Origin of the sequence: Streptomyces sp. NBC_00104, assembly GCF_045160825.1 — a bacterium.
In the GTDB taxonomy this organism is placed as follows: Bacteria; Actinomycetota; Actinomycetes; order Streptomycetales; family Streptomycetaceae; genus Streptomyces.
The window spans coordinates 3,566,938-3,586,577 of sequence record NZ_CP108215.1 but is presented as its reverse complement, the minus strand read 5'-3'; the positions used below and the strand labels follow the sequence as shown (position 1 = coordinate 3,586,577).

General features: G+C 70.1%; 23 protein-coding genes. All 23 read left to right on the top strand.

Features of this window, described 5'->3' with window-relative positions:
* Window position 1 precedes the first annotated feature (1 nt).
* The 23 genes from OG272_RS15660 to OG272_RS15550 all read left to right on the top strand — a co-directional run bounded on the left by OG272_RS15660 (window position 2) and on the right by OG272_RS15550 (window position 19,584).
* Window positions 2–472 carry a hypothetical protein gene (locus OG272_RS15660; protein WP_405893704.1) on the top strand — a complete coding sequence of 157 codons (471 nt, stop codon included), beginning with the start codon at window positions 2–4 and terminating at the stop codon, window positions 470–472.
* 42 nt (window positions 473–514) lie between these two features.
* Window positions 515–1,165: a hypothetical protein gene (locus OG272_RS15655; protein WP_405893703.1), complete on the top strand. Its 651-nt coding sequence runs from the start codon at window positions 515–517 to the stop codon at window positions 1,163–1,165.
* Window positions 1,166–1,251: 86 nt separating this feature from the next.
* Window positions 1,252–1,701, top strand: a complete 450-nt coding sequence (locus tag OG272_RS15650) for a hypothetical protein (protein WP_405893702.1) — start codon at window positions 1,252–1,254, stop codon at window positions 1,699–1,701.
* An 84-nt stretch (window positions 1,702–1,785) separates the two neighbouring features.
* Entirely contained in the window at window positions 1,786–2,706 is a 921-nt protein-coding gene (locus OG272_RS15645; protein ID WP_405893700.1) for a hypothetical protein, read from the top strand.
* A gap of 50 nt (window positions 2,707–2,756) precedes the next feature.
* Complete coding sequence (locus OG272_RS15640) at window positions 2,757–3,458, top strand: hypothetical protein (protein ID WP_405893698.1); 702 nt, start codon at window positions 2,757–2,759, stop codon at window positions 3,456–3,458.
* Window positions 3,459–3,470: 12 nt separating this feature from the next.
* Window positions 3,471–3,767 (top strand): hypothetical protein, encoded by a 297-nt coding sequence (locus tag OG272_RS15635; RefSeq protein ID WP_405893696.1) that lies wholly within the window; start codon window positions 3,471–3,473, stop codon window positions 3,765–3,767.
* Between the two features lie 71 nt (window positions 3,768–3,838).
* Window positions 3,839–5,884: a glycosyltransferase family 4 protein gene (locus OG272_RS15630; protein ID WP_405893694.1), complete on the top strand. Its 2,046-nt coding sequence runs from the start codon at window positions 3,839–3,841 to the stop codon at window positions 5,882–5,884.
* Window positions 5,881–6,186 (top strand): hypothetical protein, encoded by a 306-nt coding sequence (locus tag OG272_RS15625; protein WP_405893693.1) that lies wholly within the window; start codon window positions 5,881–5,883, stop codon window positions 6,184–6,186. The genes OG272_RS15630 and OG272_RS15625 overlap by 4 nt, the downstream gene beginning before the upstream one ends.
* A 200-nt stretch (window positions 6,187–6,386) precedes the next feature.
* Window positions 6,387–6,968, top strand: coding sequence for a hypothetical protein (locus tag OG272_RS15620; protein ID WP_405893691.1), 582 nt, complete (start codon window positions 6,387–6,389; stop codon window positions 6,966–6,968).
* Between the two features lie 9 nt (window positions 6,969–6,977).
* A complete protein-coding gene (locus tag OG272_RS15615) occupies window positions 6,978–7,691 on the top strand; it encodes a hypothetical protein (protein ID WP_405893689.1) in 714 nt (237 codons plus the stop codon).
* A complete protein-coding gene (locus OG272_RS15610) occupies window positions 7,691–8,491 on the top strand; it encodes a hypothetical protein (RefSeq protein ID WP_405893688.1) in 801 nt (266 codons plus the stop codon). The genes OG272_RS15615 and OG272_RS15610 overlap by 1 nt, the downstream gene beginning before the upstream one ends.
* Complete coding sequence (locus OG272_RS15605; RefSeq protein ID WP_405893687.1) at window positions 8,482–9,075, top strand: hypothetical protein; 594 nt, start codon at window positions 8,482–8,484, stop codon at window positions 9,073–9,075. The genes OG272_RS15610 and OG272_RS15605 overlap by 10 nt, the downstream gene beginning before the upstream one ends.
* Complete coding sequence (locus OG272_RS15600; RefSeq protein WP_405893685.1) at window positions 9,072–9,449, top strand: hypothetical protein; 378 nt, start codon at window positions 9,072–9,074, stop codon at window positions 9,447–9,449. The genes OG272_RS15605 and OG272_RS15600 overlap by 4 nt, the downstream gene beginning before the upstream one ends.
* 91 nt (window positions 9,450–9,540) lie before the next feature.
* Window positions 9,541–9,945, top strand: coding sequence for a hypothetical protein (locus tag OG272_RS15595; RefSeq protein ID WP_405893683.1), 405 nt, complete (start codon window positions 9,541–9,543; stop codon window positions 9,943–9,945).
* 665 nt (window positions 9,946–10,610) lie between these two features.
* On the top strand, window positions 10,611–11,153 hold the full coding sequence (locus OG272_RS15590; RefSeq protein ID WP_405893682.1) for a hypothetical protein: 543 nt from the start codon (window positions 10,611–10,613) through the stop codon (window positions 11,151–11,153).
* A gap of 5 nt (window positions 11,154–11,158) precedes the next feature.
* Window positions 11,159–11,374, top strand: coding sequence for a hypothetical protein (locus OG272_RS15585; RefSeq protein WP_405893681.1), 216 nt, complete (start codon window positions 11,159–11,161; stop codon window positions 11,372–11,374).
* Window positions 11,375–11,461: 87 nt separating this feature from the next.
* Complete coding sequence (locus OG272_RS15580) at window positions 11,462–14,713, top strand: hypothetical protein (RefSeq protein ID WP_405893680.1); 3,252 nt, start codon at window positions 11,462–11,464, stop codon at window positions 14,711–14,713.
* On the top strand, window positions 14,713–16,029 hold the full coding sequence (locus OG272_RS15575; protein ID WP_405893679.1) for a hypothetical protein: 1,317 nt from the start codon (window positions 14,713–14,715) through the stop codon (window positions 16,027–16,029). The genes OG272_RS15580 and OG272_RS15575 overlap by 1 nt, the downstream gene beginning before the upstream one ends.
* Before the next feature lies 1 nt (window position 16,030).
* Entirely contained in the window at window positions 16,031–17,071 is a 1,041-nt protein-coding gene (locus OG272_RS15570) for a hypothetical protein (RefSeq protein ID WP_405893677.1), read from the top strand.
* Complete coding sequence (locus tag OG272_RS15565) at window positions 17,071–17,526, top strand: hypothetical protein (RefSeq protein ID WP_405893676.1); 456 nt, start codon at window positions 17,071–17,073, stop codon at window positions 17,524–17,526. The genes OG272_RS15570 and OG272_RS15565 overlap by 1 nt, the downstream gene beginning before the upstream one ends.
* Window positions 17,527–17,599: 73 nt before the next feature.
* Window positions 17,600–18,319, top strand: coding sequence for a hypothetical protein (locus tag OG272_RS15560; protein WP_405893674.1), 720 nt, complete (start codon window positions 17,600–17,602; stop codon window positions 18,317–18,319).
* A gap of 120 nt (window positions 18,320–18,439) precedes the next feature.
* On the top strand, window positions 18,440–19,246 hold the full coding sequence (locus OG272_RS15555; RefSeq protein ID WP_405893673.1) for a hypothetical protein: 807 nt from the start codon (window positions 18,440–18,442) through the stop codon (window positions 19,244–19,246).
* Window positions 19,247–19,254: 8 nt separating this feature from the next.
* Window positions 19,255–19,584, top strand: coding sequence for a hypothetical protein (locus OG272_RS15550; protein WP_405893671.1), 330 nt, complete (start codon window positions 19,255–19,257; stop codon window positions 19,582–19,584).
* Window positions 19,585–19,640: the final 56 nt, after the last annotated feature.

The window sequence follows — 19,640 nt, the reverse complement described above, 5'->3', positions numbered from 1 at the left end:
CATGCCCGGAACCAGCGCGTCACTCCGCCTTATCGAGCACGGCTACGCGGTCCTTCCCCAGTCCGTGAACCTGCAACCCACCGCATCCGGCGCGTGGGTCGACACCGGGTTGCAGCTCACCTTGCCGAGTGCCGGGACTTACCAGCTCGACACCACCGTGCGCGGCAACCTCCAAGCCAGCGGAAACAACTTCAACGTCTGGCTGCAAGCCCGGCTGTGGGACATCACTGCCGGGGCTGTCGTCCCCGACAGCGAGTGCATCGTCCAGCAGTACTGGCTGACGCAGGCGGACGTCGCGAGCCTCGGCGGGAACGCTGCGGCGTCCGTCCTGATCGAGTACAGCGTGCCGGGACCTCGATCCATCCGCCTTGAGGCGTCTCGCATCAACCTGCAAGGCGCCTCGATCCAGGCCGGTATCGGAAGCGACACGGTGTCCGGCCGCACCACGCTCCGATACGAGCGCGTCGCCTGACCCTCAGCCCGCCCCCGTTCCAACCATCCTTAGGAGAACCCAATGTCAGGTACCGGTGGATCCATCTCGACGAGCGCACCGGATCGGGAGTTCGAACTCCTCTGTGACGTCGCCGCCGACGGCACGAGCACCCCATTCCTGCGCCGCGTGTCGGTCGACGGCACCGGCATCTCGACCGTCCTCGACACCGCCCTCGACGGCACCACGCCCTACACCCCGACCGGCACCGTCGGCGTGTGCCCGGCCGAGGTCACCGATTACGAGGTGCTGGAGCTGTGCGACGTCGCCGCCGACGGCACCTCCACCCCCTTCCTGCGCCGCCTCGCCATCGCCGAGGACGGCACGGTCACCGTCACGGACACCGCCCTGGACGGCACGACGGCCTACACCCCGGCCGGCACCGTCGGCCAGTGCCCCGTGACCGCCCCGCAGAAGACCGTGACCCCGCACGGCACGCAGAACACCGATTGGGACCTCGCGGCCAACGCGGGCACGCAGTCCGTGACCCTGCTCGTCTACAGCGGCACCGTCACTGTGACGACCGCTGACGGCACCCTCACCGTCCCGGCCGGCGCCTCCATCACGTGGGGCGTCGACGGGGACACGGTGGACTCTGCCCTCGCCGGAACGATCACCATCGACGGCGATCCGGCCGCCGCGACGTGGCAGGTTCTCTGGACCGCGCAGCCGTAGCCGTACGGCAGTCCGCCAGGCGCCCGGTAGCGGGCGCCTGGCGGACTCCTGATGCCACAGACCCCCGTACGAGATTGGAGAACCTCATGAGCACGTCCGGTCAGCTCCGCCCCAAGCCGGTCACCGGGCAGACGTCCGGCGTGGTGGGCCTGGGAGGCTCCCCCTACGACACGTGGGTCCCGGTGCCCGCGACGCTCACGCTGCCGGAGGCCGGCGTCTACGAGCTGGACGCCGACGTGCAGGGCGGCGTGATCATGCAGGGCAGCGTCTCCAACGCAATCGTCCAGGCCCGGCTGTTCAACGTCACCGCGGGCGCCGTGGTGCCGCTCACCACGCGGACCCTCGTCCTCTTCGCCGCGACGCCCGCCGTCGGCGTCACCCACACCCTCCACGGCAACGCCTCGGCGTCGGCGCTCTACCAGGTGGCCGGCCCGACAACGATCCGAGTCGAGGGCCTCAAGCACGTCGACAGCGGCACCACCACGGGTGAGGTCGTCTCCGCCACGAACTTCCGATTCAAGAAGATCAGCAACTGATGACCGGCACCCATACATGAGCCACCGCCCGCCCGGCAGCCAGGCGAGCGCGCCGGAACCCACGACGAGACGGAGCACCCCTCAATGAGCGGAACCGCGGGCGCGGTCACCGTCGACTGCCCCTCAGACATCGCGATCGAATGCTTCAAGGTCCCCGGCTACCGGTATGTGTCGTACGACAACAGCGGGGACACCCCCTGTGGCGTCTCCCAGATCAACGGAACGGCGGCCGGGATCTGTGCCCAGCCGAACGTGCGGGTCACGTCCTGGCTCATCAACGGCCGCAACGTGCTGCCCGAGCCCACCGTCGACGGCTGGGACGCCTGCGCCATCCCCTTCCTCGACGACTTCGCCACCACGCTGAACACGTGGGACCCGTTCGCCGGGAACTGGCGGGTGGCGCAGTCGGAGACGTGCGCCTACCACGTGCGAAGCCGGGCGCTGCCGCCGACCGGCACGCAGTACGGGCGCCTGACCGCCACCAACGTGGATACCGGCGACACGCTGACGTTCGACCCGACCACGGTCACGGTCCCGGATCAGTACTACCGGCGGATCGTTGAGGTTCAGTGCGACGGCTCGGTCGGCGAGCGGTGGACCGACGCGTCCGGCGCCGTCGTCCCGGCCCCGCCGATGGACCAGCTCGTCACGTGCACGGCGGACATCGTGCCGGGAGCTCAGCGCGTGCCCACAGAGCGTCTCCGCCCCCGTATCAAGCGCTACACCGGGGCAGTGTCCTCCCCGGACTTCGACGAGCTGTTCAACGTACAGACGGTGACGCTGCGGGTGATCACCGGCCCCGTACGCGTGCGGGCGGCCGGGCTGAACCCGACGCCCACAGGGTGGGAAGACGACACCAACGTCCCGACGGGGACTGTCCTCACCTGGGGTGTCGCCAACGACAGTCACGCCCAGCTCGACGGCTCGCTCCTCTTCACCGGGGCCGCTGCCGGCTCGGACTTCATCGTGAACTGGACGGAGACCCTGCACACGGACGGCGACTGACCCGGCCAAATGATGGCCGGCCCCGGCGCGAGGGACGGACGAGAAATGAGATGGAGGACGCCGTGAGTAACTGCTGCGGCAACAGTCGGCGGTGCACCTGCACCGTCGTGGCCGGTGGGGGCGTCACCGTGGACGGCAACGGCTCTACGACCTCCCCGTACACGGTCAGTGCGACGCCGCCCGTGACTGGCTGCGGGCTCACCGGTAGCGGCACGGACGCGAGCCCTCTCGTGGTGGCTGTCGGCGCCTGGCCGTACCCGTGTGACCTGGACGCGCAGGCCGGGGGTGTGTACTGCGACTCAGACGGTGTGCTGCGCTCCGAGCCGCGCCCGGTCTACGACTACGTGCAGTCCTCCGTGAACGAGGTGTTCCCGGCGAACCCGCTCGTGCCGACCACGATGGACGGCGACGGCACGACGGTGACGACCAGGAGTCTCACGATCACGAACCCGGACCCGTGCCGGGAGGCCCGTGTGCTCATCGAGCAGGAGTGGGACGTCGATTTCGTCCTCCCGCCCGGTGGCCGGGCCGGGTACTTCGTGGCCCAGGACGAGATGTACCGCACCCAGAACACCGGCAACGCGACCGTCTTCGACGTGCACACCCAGACCACGAAGGTCACCGGCAACAGGGTCATCCCGCCCGGCGGGAGCATCACGTTCACCGTCGACCTCGGCATGGGCTGGGGCGCCGGCGGAGCGACGTACAACCGAATCCAGAGCTTCATCCGCGTCATGATCTTCGTGCTCTGAGGAGGGACCCTCGTGCCAGACACCACCCGCTACGTCCGTACGGTCTCCGGCAGCGTCATGGAGATCACGGAGACCGACCCCGGCAGCGCCGGAACCCCGGAGGGCGGCCAGGAACTCAGCACGGCGGAGGGCCAGGCCGCCATCGCGGACGCCGAGGCGAGCGTCACCGCGTACGCCGATGAACTCCGGCAGGCCGACGCCGCGCGCCATCAGGACGCCTATAACGCCCTGATTCAGGTAGGGCTCCCGGAGCCCGTCGCCCGGGACCTGTCCGGCTATGAGCGGGACCCGAGAACAGGCGACCGCTAGGAGCCGCCCCCGCCGGCCTGCGGGGCTGCATGAGGAACAGAGCACGTCGCACCATCAGAACGGAGACCACGGTGACCCCTGCCGTTGGCCAGGGCCGGACAGGCCGGGCGAGGAAGCTGGGCGGGCGTGCCCTGCGCATCCTGGTAGTCCTGCCGACCTACCGGCAGCCGGAGCCGACAGGAGCCCTCGTCACGACCCGCGAGTACGTTCGTGGGCTCGTCGCGGCCGGGCACGCGGTGCAGGTCGTCACGACGAGCCGGGAGCCGGAGCGGGCCCGTACCGAGGACGTCGTGAAGGTGTGGCCGCTGGCGAACTGGCGGTACGCGGTGCAGAAGTCGAGGCCGCAGCTGGTCATCTCCCACTACCGGGACCGGCGGGCCGCGCAGATCATCCGGCAGCTGTCGGGCATCGCGCACCTGCTGATGGTGCACGGGATGCCCCCGCAGCGGGACCTCGGGCGCCCTGACCTTGCCTGGTTCCCGTCGCAGGCGTGCCGGGACCACTATCCCGACTACCGGGGCCCGTCCCTCGTCCTGCCGCCGCCGATCGACCCGAGGCGCTACCGCACGGCGCCCGGCGGCATGGTCACCCTCAACGGCTCCACGGCCGCCAAGGGCGCGGACGTCCTGGCCGGGATCGCCGAGCAGCTGCCCGAGACCCGGTTCCTGATGGTTGCGACTCCCGGCAAGGAGCCGGGCCCGCTGCCGCAGAACGTCCAGGTGGCCGAGAGGGCCGATCCGCGCGACGTCTATGCGCGGACCCGCATCCTGCTCATGCCGTCGGAGCTGGAGTCCTACGGCCGGGCCGGGGTGGAGGCGATGCTCTCCGGGATACCGGTGCTCGCGGCCCCGCTCCCCGGCATACGGGAAGCGCTCGGCGACGCGGCAACGTACATACCGAGGGGGGACACCGACGCGTGGGCCCGGGAGATCCGGCGGCTTTCCGATCCGGACGTCTACGCCGCCGCCTCCACCCGGGCCCGGGTGCACGCCGAGGGCTTGGACTACGAGGGCAACCTCCGCCAGTTCGACGCCGCATGCCGCCGCGCGGTACTGCACCGGTCGGCCGGCGCCCGCGTTCCCGCCCGCCCCACGGGCACCCTGCGGCTGGGGTCGGCGGACGTCGTGGCGTGGGTGCACTTCGGGGTTCCGTACCGGCGGGCGGGCTCGGAGACGATGCTCCACACGATGATGGCGGCCCTCGCGGAGGAGGGCCTGAACGTCGTCGTGGTGTGCTCCGCCATGCCCGAAGCCCCCTCGTCCTGGCGCGAGGACGGCGTCACGTACCGGTCGATGGAGCCGGGCGCCGCCGAGGCGCTGATCCGGCACGTGCGGCCGAAGGCCGTGATCACGCATCACGACTTCGCCGAGCGTGCCATCGCCCTGTCCAAGGAGACCGGGTCACGGTCGGTGCTGCTGTTCCACAACGACTTCGACCTCCCGGCCAGGGCCTACGCGTTCGGCCCGGACCTGTGCGTCTACAACACCGAGTGGGTCCGGGCCTCGCTGGCGTCCCGGTATGTGGAGGCCGACCGCATCCGGTCGCTCGTCGTGCACCCGCCGGTGATCCCCGAGGAGCACAGGGCCCCGCGGGAGGGCACGCACGTCACGCTCGTGAACCTCAGCCGGCACAAGGGAGTTGCGACGTGGCGCGGAGCTGCGGCCGTGCTCCCGGCCCTGCCGTTCCTCGGTGTGATGGGCGCGCACGGCCCGCAGGTCACCCGCCCGGTGAGGCGGAACATGACGGTCATCCGCCAGACCTCCGACATGCGGGGCGACGTGTGGGCGAAGACCCGGGTCCTGATGGTGCCCAGCGTGTACGAGTCGTACGGCATGGCGGCCGTGGAGGCTCTGGCCTCCGGTATCCCCGTCATCGCCCACCCCACCACCGGTCTGCAGGAGGCCCTCGGCGACGCCGGGACTTTCATCGACCGGGCCGACGTCCGTGCCTGGGCGAAGGCCATCAAGGGCCTGTACCAGGACGGCGACCGCCGCGCCGAGGCCTCCGCGAGGGCGCGCGCCCGTAGCGCGTTCCTCGCCGACCAGACGTCCGCAGAGATGAAGCTGTGGGTCAACTCGATCCACGAGCTTGCCGAAACCACGAGAGGTGCCCGATGAGCGTCAGCGGCAGCTACCGGCCCGTGTCGCCCCGCCAGGAGCGCGCGACGGCCACCACGGACGGCACGGGGACCGTCGTCTTCAACTGGCCCGCCGGGGCGTTCACCGCGCCGCCAGTTGTGGGCCTGGCCGTGCAGGCCGGGGCCGGGTTCCGTTCGGCCCGCGTCGTGGCAAACACCGCGGCGGCGACGACGGTGAGCGTCCTCCAGTCCACGAGCGTGACCCTGCTCGGTATCGGTGTCCTCGCGGCCGGTGGAGCAGCGCCCGGGGCGACCGTGCACGCGACGGCCACAGCCGTGTGACTGAGGGGCTGCGCGGCTAGACTCGGGGCGTTGCCGCTGGTTTTGGGCCGGGCCGACCAACGCATGTGTTGGAGGCCCGAGTGTCCTGCCCCCTCATTGCGAATGCGGACGTCATCCGAGTCACGAGGGTGGACGGCTGTGGTCGTCCCATCTGCGGTGACGACAACGCGTTCGTTTTCGATTGCTTTGCCACGTTGGGCATGAATGCGAACGTCGACGACGGCGAAGACGTCGAGTACAAGGCCGCGAACGGCAAGATCTGTGGGTTTAAGAGGGGTTGCCCCAGTTTCAAGGGCTATGACCTCGAACTCAACTTCTTCTCCGTCTCGCCGGAACTGATCGAGATCACGACCGGCAACCCCGTCGTCTACGGGTTCGACGGGCAGCCGATCGGCTACGACGACTGCTCGATCCAGTGCAACAGCGGCTTCGCGATCGAGCTGTGGGCGGAAGTCCTCGGCGACGACGTGTGCGAGGCCGACGGCTCGGGCGATGGCGCCTGGATCTACTTCCTGATGCCGTGGGTCACCAACGGGATGCTCGGTGACCTGGAGGTCGGCAGCGAGGCCGCGTCCCTCACCCTCACCGGCGCGACCCGAGCCGGCGGGGGCTGGGGCTCCGGCCCGTACGACGTCATGCCGATCGACGCGGCAGGCACCGGGGGCCCGATGCTGACGCCGCTCGGTTCGACCTGTCACCGCCGGACGTTCGTCACCACGGTCGCCCCGCCGGAGCCGACGTGCGAGTACGCGCCGGTCCTGTGCGACGCGTCGGCCTCGTAGGCGCCGGCGATGATCGAGTTGCCTGACATCGTCGTGCCGGTGCGGGAGGGCGCCGCCAACCAGCAGCTCAGATATGCGCTGCGGTCGTGGGCGGCGCACCTGCCGCACCGGCGGGTGTGGATCGTCGGCTACCGGCCGCCCTGGGCGGTCAACGTGCGGCACCTCCGCACCCAGCAGACCAGCACCAAGTACAAGAACACGACGGCCGCCATGAGGGCCGTGTGCGAACACCCCGACGTGTCCGACACGTTCCTGTACTGCAATGACGACTTCTTCGTCATGCGCCCCCAGATAGGGCCGTTCCCCGTGTTCCACCGCGGGCCCGTGCGGGACGTCGAGGCGTACTACGCGACGCGCGGCAACGGGAAGTACATGCGGGGCCTGCGGGAGACGCGTGACCTCCTGGTGGGCCTCGGCCACGACAACCCGCTCTCCTACGAGCTGCACGTCCCGCTGCCGGTGGAGAAGGCGGGCATGCTCCACGCGCTGGACGCCGGCCGTCATCTCGACGTCCTGCACAAGCGGACCGCGTACGGGGTCCTCGCCGGGATCGGCGGAACGCAGATGCGGGACGTGAAGGTGCTGCACCGTGCGCCGCGCGGCTACGAGGGGCTCCCGTTCGTATCGACGATGCCGGACTCCTTCACCAACGGGCACGTCGGCCGGTACGTGCGCCGCGCGTTCCCCGAGGCGTCGCCGTACGAGACCCTGGCGAGGCGCTGATGCCGCTCCAGGTGGGTCCGTGCGACCCGTGGCCGTTCGAGCCGTGCTGTGTCGTCGACGACTACGACCCGGCAGACGTCGAGCGGTGGACGCGGGTCTCCTCACAGATTCTGTGGGCGCTGTCCGGGCGCCGGTTGGGACCGTGCCCGGTGACCGTACGGCCGTGCCGCCGGTCCTGCCTGGACTCCGCGCCGGTGTCGTTCCAGGCCGGTGTGGGCACCGGGCCGTGGATTCCGTACATCGGCGTTGACGGCATCTGGCGCAACGCGTCGACGTGCGGCTGCAAGAGCGACTGCTCGTGCGGGGAGCTGTGCGAGGTCTACCTCCCGGGCCCGGTCTACGACGTGGTGGAGGTTGACGTCGACGGCGAGGTCCTGGTCCCCGAGGCGTACCGGGTCGATGCGGCTGGCCAGCTCGTGCGCGTCAGCGGTGGCTGCTGGCCGACCTGCCAGGACATGGCCGAACCCTCCGGCGCGCCGGGCACGTTCACCGTCACCTACCGGTGGGGTCTCCCGCTCGATGACGCGGCGATCGCGGCCGTCTCCGAGCTGACGTGCCACCTCCTCAAGGGCTGCAATCCGGGCTCCTGCGGCTGCAAGGCCAACAGGAATCTGTCCCGCGTCACGCGGCAGGGTGTGGAGCTGGAGATGACCGACCCGACGGTCCTCTTCAGCCAGGGCCGCACCGGTCTGCCGGTCGTGGACCTGTGGCTTGCTGCGGTGAACCCGTACCAGATGACCAGCCCGAGCCGGGTCTACAGCCCCGACTTCAAGCGACCGCGGGTGACGACATGGCCCTGACCGCACTCGCTGTTCACGACCTGGCGGAGGCTGTCCTCGGCTGCGTGTGCGCCGCCCTGGACGCGACCGCCGAAGCCGTCGAGGGACAGCCTGGCTGCCCGTGCCGGGGCTGCGTGGTGCCCGGCACGGCGGCGTGGGACTCCTGCGACGACCCGTGCGGTCCCAGCGAGGGGACGGGCGGGCAGCTCACCGTGAACGTGGCCCGTATCTACCCGTCGAGCCAGACCAGCTTTCCCGCACAGGATCAGACCGTTCAGGGGGCGCGCGGCTGCACCCCGCCGCCGGTCACCGCCGTGGAGCTGGTCATCACGTTCCTGCGCTGCGCCCCGACGGTGAGCGACGACGGCTGTCCTCCCTCGTGCGAGGAACTGTCCCAAGCCTCCCGCATCCTGCACATCGACGAAGTGACGGTCTACAACGCGCTGCTGTGCTGCCTCCCGCAGACGGGCGGGGGCAGGCGCGGCCGGAAGTTCGTCATCGGCGCGCAGCGGACCATCGGGCCAGAAGGCGGGTGCGTCGGCCTGGAGCAGCGTGTCATCGTGGCCCTGCCAGGGTGCCGCTGCCCGGACGAGGGGGTGTCATGAGCGTTGAGGTGCGGATCGAGCAGGGGCGTCTCAGCCGACTGCTCCGCATCCGTGGCGGCCGGGTCGAGCGGAAGCTCCGCGAACGTACGGAGCGCGTCGCGAACATCGCCGAGCGCGAGGCGCCCGGCAGCATGGGCCGCTACATCAGCTGGAAGGTCGAGAGCGGGCCGAGCGGCCTCCAGGGCGTCATCGTGTGCGACCACCCCGCCGTGCGGTACGTCCTCGACGGAACCCGCCCACACATCATCCGCCCCCGCCGCGCGAAGGCGCTCCGCTTCGACGTCGGCGGGCAGACCGTGTTTGCGTCCGTCGTACGGCATCCTGGCACCCGGCCCAACAACTTCCTCGCTGGGGCGCTGCGGTTGGGCCGCTAGAAAGGGCTCACCGAACCTGGTGCGGATGCGTCCAAGTCGAACCTCACATACGGTGGCTTGGGAGCCTGCTTCCGTGGGATCGAGGGCAGCCATGAATTTCCTGGAAAAGCCCGAAGGGTTGAGGGTGGCCCTCTTCACTGTCGGCGTCGTGGCATTTTCCCTCATCGCTGTGTGTTGGCCCCTCATAACAGGCGAGGGGAACAAGTCGGCGGAACAGGTTTTCGGTGGCGTAGAATTTCTCCTTGCGGGCATCGTGGTCATGATTGGCGGCGTCACGGACCTGGTGGCCAGCGATGATGTGAAGCGGCCCGGTACCCGGAAAATGGCCCTCATGCTAAGCGTTTTCTGGGCCGTTATTTGTCTCGGCTACAGCGTACGCCTGGCCAAGTATGCAGACAGCACGCCTCCCGCAGAGTATGTGGTGGGGACTGTGCTGCTTGTCCTCTGCCTCATGGCGTACGGCTCATATTCCGTATGGCTCGCCACAGGCAGGTGACCTGTGTTCATCTCAGTCATGTTCGCTCTTATCGCTATCGGCGTGGTCCTGTTTGGCCTGGTGATCTTTATGGGATACCGGGAGGGTCAGAAGGAGAGTCGGACTTCAACTGAATTGCCTGAAGTTGAACTATCCGAAGCTGGGCCATCGGAAACTGATCCCGAAAACGAGAACGAAGATTTCATCTCCGCAGAGGATCGTCTCCTGTCCTTGTTTGAGAGGGCTGAGGAGAGCGAAAGCCCGGTTACAGCACAGGTAGAATTCCTGCTTGATGGAAATCGATTCGTTATGGATGTACTCGATACGTCAACTGAAGAATCGGGTCTACCTACCGTCAGAGAGATCAAAGCAGTGGGCAGAGGGGCCACTGGGAGGGAACGCGCCGCTAGAGCAGCGGACGAGCGATCCTATGGAATCGTTCGCAGGCACCCGCGGGGCGGCAGGGTGGAAGACGATGAGTCCTCCACGCGCGAGGGCGAAGGGCGAAGCACACGCTTCGTTGGCAGAGGACGCCAGCGAGGCGGGCGGGGCGAGGGTGATGAGGAGTCCTCGTCACATGAGGACTAATGGTCAGAACCGCATCGCTGCGGTGTGAGTGCTCTATCCTCCCCCGGTACGCCGCTGGTTCTGGGCCGGGCGATCGCGCGGGAGACAAGGGCACACCCGTGGCACGCAAGCAATTCACGCTGAACACCGAACCGCACGTTGCCGAGGTCGGCGACGTCGAGCTGAAGTTCGTCCCCGAGGTCATGGGCGACGAGTTCCTCGACGGATACGCGGCGCTCATCGAGCAGCAGCGGGAGCTCGGGGCGGGCTCCGGCGACCTCTCGCAGATCGACGCCAGCAGGCTCAAGGGCATCGTCACCGAACTCCGGTCGTTCCTCGGCAAGCTGATGACACAGGAGACCCGAGAGCGGTTCTTCCGCTACGTCGTGCAGCAGCGAGGGAAGAAGCCGGTCGTCTTCACCAGCGGGGACGAGGCAGAGGCGCACGCCGCCGGCCTCACCGGCACCGTCTCCATCAAGGACGAGTCGATGCAGCTGCCGACCCGCGTCCTGATGGAGCTTCTGGAGTGGGTCGCCGAGATCTATGGAGGAGGCCGCCCTCCTACGTCGTCGAACGGCTCTGTACCTCCATCGCCGCCTCGTGGGATTCCTGGGACGGGCACCTCGCGCTCCAGGGGATCGACCCGAGGCAGTGGACGCTGAGCCGGATGCTCAGCGCGGCCGAGGCCGCCATCGACTCCACGGCGGAGGACGACGGGGAGCGGGCCCGGAACAGGGCCAAGCTGTACGCCCCGCCGAAGGGCCAGGCGCGGGGGAGGCGCAGGCCGATCCCCGGCGTGAGCATGAACCGGGCGCAGGCGCAGAGCCTCGCGGCGCAGATGGCGGCGCAGGACGCCAAGCTCACGCGAGGCCGGTCCGGCTAGTCTGAACACGTCGGCCCGCCTTGCGGGTGGGCCGCATCGCCGCTGGTTTTGGGCCGGGCAACATCACGCACTTCGTGAGGTTGCCCCGTGGCCGGCGAGGACGAGGACTACGGGTCCGCTCGCATCACCATCGTCCTGGACGAGGCGGATGCGGTCGCTGATGCCCGCGACGTCGGCATCCGGATTCAGCGGGCCCTCGACCGCGCGACGCGCGGCATCGGCGCCCAGATACGCCGCAACATCCAGAGGGGCCTTGACGCTGCCGCTGTCACGGTCCGCGTCGAGCCGGACCTTCGCCGGTTCGACGCACGGTTCCTCGCCGGGCTCCGCTCGCTGGAGTCCATCAACATCCCTGTCGCCCCTGACCTGACGGGGTTCGTCGAGCGGCTCCGCGCGCTGCTCGCCGGGGAAGAGGTCGCGATCCGGGTCGTCCCGGACCTCGACGGTTTCGACGCGCGGATCCGGGCGCACAACGCGCCGGACGTCACTGTTCGCGTCAACGCCGACGTCGACAGCGACCGGTTCGCCCGGGCCTTGTCCGGGCTGTCGGGCATCGCGGGCCGGGTCGGTTCGGCGCTGACCGGTCTTCTGCGGATCGGTGCGATCGGCATCGCCGCGGCGGGCGCGGCGCAAGGCGTCGTAGCGCTGACGGCGGCGCTCGCCCCGGCGGCCGGGCTCATCGCCGCTTTCCCGGCCGTAGTCCTCGGCTATCAGGCCGCGTTGGGCGGGCTCCGCCTTGCCCTGATGGGTGTCTCGGACGCCTTCGAGGCTGCGCTGACCGGCAGTGGCGCGGAGTTCACCAAGAGCCTGGAGAACCTCTCCCCGGCGGCGCAGGCGGCAGCCCGGGAGGTGCGGGCGCTCAAGCCCGCGTTCGAGGAGCTGCGGAACGCCGTCCAGGACTCGTTCTTCCGGGTCTTCGAGGGGGAGATCACCCAGGTTGCTGCGGCGCTGAGCGGGCCGCTCAACCGCGGGCTGACGTCCATTGCCTCGCAGTGGGGCGTCATCGCCGGCAACGCCCTGGAGGCGATCCAGGCGCAGCGCTCCATCGCGGCGATCAACAGCGTCTTCGCTGGCACGTCGTCCGTTCTCGCCGGACTCGGCACGCAGGTCGGGGAGGTCGTCAAGGGCTTCCTTGAGATCGGCGGCGCGGTCAGCGAGGCCTTCGGGGCGCGCCTCGGTGGCGCCATCTCGGGTGCAGCTGCACGGTTCGGGACGTTCCTCCAGGAGGCTGCGCGCGGAGGCGACGCCGTCCGGTGGGTGGACCAGGCCGTCACCACGCTCGGGCAGCTCGGCGGCGTCCTCGGCAACGTCGGCTCGATCCTGTCCGGCGTTTTCGAGGCGGCGGGCGCCTCGGGGTCGGGGTTCCTGGCGAACCTCCAGCGCGTCACGGGCGCGTTCGCCGAGTTCGTCAACTCGGCCACCGGCCAGACTGCGGTCGGGAACATCTTCTCGACGCTGGCGACCGTCGCCGCGCAGCTCGGGCCGATCCTCTCCGCGCTCGTCACGCAGGTCGGCGCCATCGCGCCAGCCCTGGCGCCCGTCTTCGCCGCGCTCGGGCCCGCCCTCACCGGGCTGATCAACTCCCTCGGCCCCGCCCTGGCGGCGATCGCACCGAGCCTTCAAGAGGTCGCGACCGCGCTCGCGGAGGCCTTCGCCGCCATCGGTCCCGCCCTCGGGCCGCTCGGATCCTCCATCGGGTCCGTCATCTCCGCGCTGGCCCCGCTCCTGCCGCTGGTCGGTCAGCTGGTGGCGGCCGTCGCGCAGATGCTCGCGCCGGTTCTTGAGAACCTCGCGACGCTGTTCGCGCCGATCATTCAGGCCCTGGTCGGCGCGCTCATGCCGGTCCTGCCGCAGATCGCGACGGCGTTCACGACGCTGGCCACGGCGATGCAGCCGCTCGCGGCCGGAGTCGGGCAGGCCATCGCCCAGCTTTTCCAGCGGCTGGCCCCGGTCCTGTCGACGCTGGCCGACACCCTCGTCCAGGTGGCGACCGCGCTCGTCCCGGTCTACCAGGCACTCGCGGACGCGCTCCTTCCGATCCTGCCGCAGATGGTTGCGGCGTTCGACGCGATCCTCCAGGCGCTCCTGCCGCTGGTCCCGTCGGTCGTTCAGCTCGTCGCAGGGCTCGCCCCGCTCGTCGTGCAGATGCTGCAACTCCTCGGACCGGTGTTGCAGGTCGCCGCGGCGTTCGGGGCGTGGGTACAGATCAACCTCGTCATCCCGGTCATTCAGGCCGTCGTCGGCGTCATCACCGGACTGGTCTCCGCCCTGACGGGCGCGGTCGCGTTCGTGATGAATCTGCCGACCCTGATCGTCACCGCGCTGACGACGCTCGGCACGACGATCTCCACGTTCTTCACGGGCCTGGTCACGACCGTCACGACGTGGATCACGACCGGCTTCCAGGCCGTCGTCACCTTCTTCACCTCGCTGCCCGGCATGATCATGACGGGGCTCGCGGCGCTACCCGGCCTGCTGATCGACTTCTTCGTCAACGCCATGGCGGCGCTCGGGATCGTGCTGCTCACAGCGCTCGCCGCGATCATCTTCACCTTCACCGAGCTGCCGGGCCGGATCGGGACGGCGCTCGCCTCGCTCGGGTCCTCGATCGCGGGGGCGTTCCGGTCTGCGTTCACGTCGACCGTCTCGGCGATCTCGTCGTTCATCTCCACGGCCGTGGCGTTCTTCTCCGCACTGCCGGGCCGTATCGGGGCGGCGCTGTCCGCGCTGCCAGGCCGTGTCGCGGCCCTGTTCCGGTCGGCGGGCACGAGCGCGCTCGGCGCGGCCCGCGCGCTCGGCTCCTCGGTCGTGTCGTTCTTCTCGGCGCTGCCGGGCCGGATCGGTTCGGCGCTCTCCTCTGTCGGCTCGCGGATCGCCGGCGTCTTCCGGAGCGCGGCCGGCTCGGCGAGCAGCGCCGTGTCGAGCCTGATCTCCGGCATCGTCAGTCTCTTCTCGACGCTGCCGGGCCGGATCGTCGGCAGCCTCGGCGACATCGGCTCGCGGATCGTCTCGAAGATCAAGTCCGGGCTGCCCAGTTCGGTGCGCAGCGTGCTGCCGTTCGCGGACGGCGGGATCGTGACGTCGCCGGTCGTCGGCCTCGTCGGCGAGGCCGGGCCCGAGGTGATCATTCCGTTGACCAAGCCCCAGCGTGCCCGGCAGCTCGCCGAGGAGTCCGGCCTGCTGGAGCTGCTCGGCGGCGGCGGTGGAGGCAAGGCCAGCGGGTCCGCCGGGGGCGGGGCCGTGATCAACAACAACTTCACGATCAACGAGGTCGGCGATGGGCAGATGACGGCGCACCGTGTGGCGAACCGGCTCGCGCTCGCAGGGGGACTGATCTGATGGCGCTTGACTGGTACCTCGCCCTGGGCGGGGTTGAGGTCGCCAACCATGCTCGGCTGGAGACGTATCTGACCTCGGTCGGGTCGCCGCTGACGTCGGCCAGCGGCTGCTCGTGCCCGACGTTCGACGCCGAACTCGTCGGGGATCTGCCGTACTCGACCCCGGAGGAGGACGGCGCGCCCTGGTACGACCCCGACGTGCCGGAATCCGAGGACTTCGCCGGGCTGATGGTGCTGTCCGTGGAGGGCCTGGACGAACGGCCCGTACGCAGGGCGGTGACGAACGCGGTCACCGGCGGCGGCTCGATCGGCCCGGCCCGGGTCATGCCGCGCACGATCACCGTGACCGGGCTTCTCCTCGGCGCGACGTGCTGCGCGGTCGACTACGGCCTTCACTGGCTGGGCGAGGTTCTTGAGGGGTGCACGAGCGGCCAGTGCGACGGGGACTGTCTCACGCTCTACAACTGCTGTCCCGGCGAGGACATGGACGTGGAGACGTTCAACGCCCGGCACCGGCGCAGCATCCGCCGCGTGGCGCTCGTGTCCGGGCCGACGGTGACCGCCCGACACGGTGACGGCTGCACGGCCGGTGAATGCAGCGTCGGCGCGGACATCGTCACCGTGGAGTTCGTTCTCACCGCGGGCACGCCGTGGCTGTGGACCGACCCGATCCCGGTCATGGAGGTCGCCCCGCCCGTGGACGACGGCACCGAGTGCATCACCTGGTGCCTCCACGGCTCCAGCGAGCCGGGCTGTGAAGGAGGATGCCGTCTCGCCGCGTGCCCGGACCCCACCGCCTCATGCTCCGATCCGGCGTGTCTGCCGCCGTCGCCGCCCGTGCCCACGGCGCCGGACACCTGCTTCTGCGTCCCGCTCGCCGTCGAACGCGACTGCTACGAGATGGACCTCAGTGACCGGCCCGGCTGGTCCGTCGACGTGCCGATGATCACCGTGCGGGCGGGGAGCAGCGACCTGCGGAACCTGACGATCTCGTTCTACGAGCGGCAGCCCGGCGACGCCGCCCTGACTTGCGAGGAGATCGCCGGCCGGTCCCGCTGCGCCCCGCACAGCGTGTACGTCATCAAGTACGTGCCCGCCGGGGGCGCGCTGACGCTGGACGGGCAGACCGGCCGGGCGCTGGTCGAGTGCGGCGGGGTGTGCGAGTCCTCGGCGGACGTGTACGGCCGCGAGGGGGCACCGCCGGTGTTCACGGCGTTCACGTGCGCCTCGTACTGCGTGTGCATCGAGTCGGACGTCGCCAACCCGCCCTCCTCGGATGCTGTGGTCACCGTGTCTGTGTCCGGGCGGGGGTACTGACATGGCGGTCGCAGGGTGCGGCACCCATCAGGCGGTCATCATCGACCGGGCCGGCGGGACGGTGTCCGGCGTCGACGTGCTGACCGAGGTGGAGTGGAACCGGCTCCTCGACGACACTTCGGCGGCCCGTGTCGTCATCAACCCTGACGGGAACTGCTGCGAACGGCTGGGGCGTGTCCGCTCGTGGCGGCACAAGCTCGTAATCTACCGCGACGGCGAGTTCGTGTGGGAGGGCCCGATCCTCCAGGTGGAGTGGTCGTTGGGGAAGGTGGAGATCTGGGCCGGTGACATCCTGGCGTGGCTCGACCGGCGGGTCCCGCACAACTCGATCACGTTCGGCGACTCCGACCTCACGACCATCGGGCAGTGGCTGATCGAGGACGGGTTCGCCCCCGACGACCCCGGGCACACGGTGCAGGTGATCGCCGCCGCGAAGGTGCGCGGCGCCCGCCGGTACATCAAGGACGTGGGGCAGACTGGCGATCACCTGCGGGACCTCGCGGAGACCGGCCTCGACTACACGGCGGTCGGCTCGACGATCCTGCTCTTGCCGGAGACGCACACCGCTGTCGTCGGCCGCCTCACGGACGCGGACATGCCTGACGGCCTGGTCGTCGCCGAGGACGGGACATCGCTCGCCACGCGGTGGGTTGTCGCCGGGGACGATGACGGCGACGTGCTCGGCATGTCCGGCGGATCGGACGCCTACTACGGGCTGTTGGAACGCTACCTGGAGCAGACGTCTATCCCTGATGACGCGTCGGCGACGGCAGCCGCCCGCTCGAAGCTGCGGTCGAGCCTGCCGGTGCCGGTGTTCATCGACACCCAGCAGGTCACGCTGAGCCCAGACGCGGCGGTCGACGTGCCCAAGCTCGTGCCCGGCTGGTGTCTGGACATCACGAGCGCGACGACGTGCCGGACCATCACGCAGCGGCTGAAGATCACCGGCGTGAAGGTGCACGAGGACGGCGGAACGGAGTCCACGCCCGGCTCGGAGAGCGTGCAGGTCCAGGTGGCGGCGACCGGGGCGGAGGCCGGCTGATGGCGATGCGTGGCGGAGCGATGCGGCGGATGCCCGGCAACCCCCTCGGGGGCATGCTGCGGGACCTCGACCGGCGCACGAGGACGACGACCAGGAGCACTGGGCGCCGCGCCCCGGCGGGGGATCCGCCTGCGGGTGAGGCGGGGTCGCCGGGGGAGCGAGGACCGGAGGGACCGCCCGGCCGGTCCACGACGGCCGCCATCGTCACGACCGGCGACGACGGCCGCGCCCGCTGGATGTTCCCGGCCCCGTACGCGCTGCCGCCCGTCCTTACGGCGCTGCCCGTGGACCCGGAGCCCGGCGGCGACCGCACGGTGACCGTGGCCCTGGAGGAAGTCACGGAGACGTGCGCGGTCGTACGGGTGTGGCGCACCCGGCCGAAGCGCGGACACGGCGTCACCGACCCCGCCGGGCCCGGCCTGTTCGTGCACCTGACGGCGACCGCCGTTTCCTGACGCGCGGCTAACCTGCTGGGGTGCCGCTGGTTGTGGGCCGGGCCGCCGATCTCTCTCCGTACCGGGGTGTCGAGTGGCCGCAGTTTGTGTATGCGATACGTACTTCACCGTCAACGACGACGGCGAACTCTGTCTCAAGCCGGGGACCATGGGCTTGCGCCGGATCCTCACCTTCAAGGAGCCGGGGACGTTCCAGTTCGAGAAGGCCGATTACCCGTGGTTGGCGCGGGTGAAGGTCCAGGTCCAGGGCGGCGGAGGTGGGTCGGCCGGCGCGAACGCGAGCACGAACGAGTGCATTGTCCGGCCGGGGGGAGCGGGCGGCGGCTACTCCGAGGCACTCGTTGCGGCATCCGGCCTCGGCGCGGTGGAGACGATCGTGGTCGGGGCGGCCGGGGCCGCCGGGACGACGAACCAGGCCGGTGGGGCAGGCGGCACCTCGTCGTTCGGCGGGTTCGTCACCGCCCCCGGCGGGGACGGCGGCGGCGCGGCACAAACGTCCGCCACGACGCCCGATGTGTCGTCGGGTGTGCCGGGCCCGTTCGCCGGCACGGGTGACTGGTCGATGGGCGGCGGCGCCGGGGGCGGCGCGATCCGGCTGAACGGCACGAACGGCATGAGCGGCGCGGGGGGTTCATCACACCTCGGGCACGGGGGGTTCGCGCGAGCCTCGGAAGGCCCGGGGACCGCGCCGCGCGGGTACGGCGGCGGTGCTGGAGGCGGCCTGTCGTACGGCGGCTCAGAGGTCGGCATGGAAGGCGGCGTAGGCATCGTGATCGTCGAACTCCACGGCTGACGCCCGGGGCGCTCGTACGGCCGTCGATAGACTCGCTGGTGCGCTGCTGGTTGTGGGCCGGGCCGAGAAGCAACCCCGAGGGGTGTGGGCATCTTGGCTCGATGCGGATGTGGCGGCGGAGTGTGCAACTGCTCGGTCGTTGCCGGTGACAACGTCACCATCGACGGTTCCGGCAGTACCGCGAACCCCTACGTCGTCAGTGCGCTGGTGGAGTGCGACGACGTCCGGCCGTGCATCTCGGCCGGGGACGGCATCGACTACGACCAGGCGACCGGCGTCATCACCGCGGACCTGTCCGGGCAGGCCGGGAACAACCTCGCCATCGGGCCCGACGGCGGGCTGTTCGTGCCGACCGGCGCGGCGACGGTGACCGCCGGATGCGGCCTCACCGGCGACGGTTCCGGCGGCGCCCCGCTCACCGTGGCTACGGGGACCTGGCCGTACGGGTGCGACCCGGAGACCTCCGGCGGCGTCATCGTCTGCGGCACCGACGGCGTGCTGCGCGGTGAGCCTCGCGGGCAGGTGAACTACTTCCAGATCAGCGAGTCTCGGCAGTACGCCGACCTCACCGTGCCGTCGGCGGACACGGTCGTCGACACGTTCTCCCTGGACATCACCAACCCGGACCTCTGCCGCTCGGCCGTCGTCCTGGTGGAGCGGGAGGTCGACGTCGACTTCGACCTGCCCGCCGGTGCCGGAGCCGGCTACGGCCACGACGGCGACGACATGTACTACACGCGGAACACGGGCTCCTCGGCCATGACGAACGTCCATACGCAGACGACGAAGCTGTACCGCTTCTCGGCGTCGCTCGCGCCGGGCGCGTCGACCACGGTCAACCTGCCGATCAACCTGTCCCGTGGCAGCGGCGGCGCCACGTACGACCGGATCCAAGTGTTCCTGCGCGCCATCCTCATCAGCCTCTAAGGAGCGTCATGCCGACCCCGTTCGAAGACCTCGCGCACGCCGTTCCCCTCAGCACGCACTTCGTCATCTACGAGGACGACACGACCGGCCTCATCGAGACCACCGGCGAGGAGCCGCCGCGGCTGTCGCGGCCGGGCCGCATCGTGCCCGAGGAGCGTTACCGCGGGCGGCTGGCCGAACTCGAGGCGGAGCACGCCGAGCACATCGCCCAGCTTGAGGCGGAGGACTTGGCCCGCACGCGGGGCGACTACGAGGCGCTCATCGCCGCCGGTGTTCCCGCAGCGACCGCGAGCCGGCTGTCCGGCTACGCGCCGCTCGAACCCGCGTCCGAGGGCTGACGTGTACGGAGAGTTAGACTCCGTGCGATAGCCGCTGGTTTTGGGCCGGGCGAGAC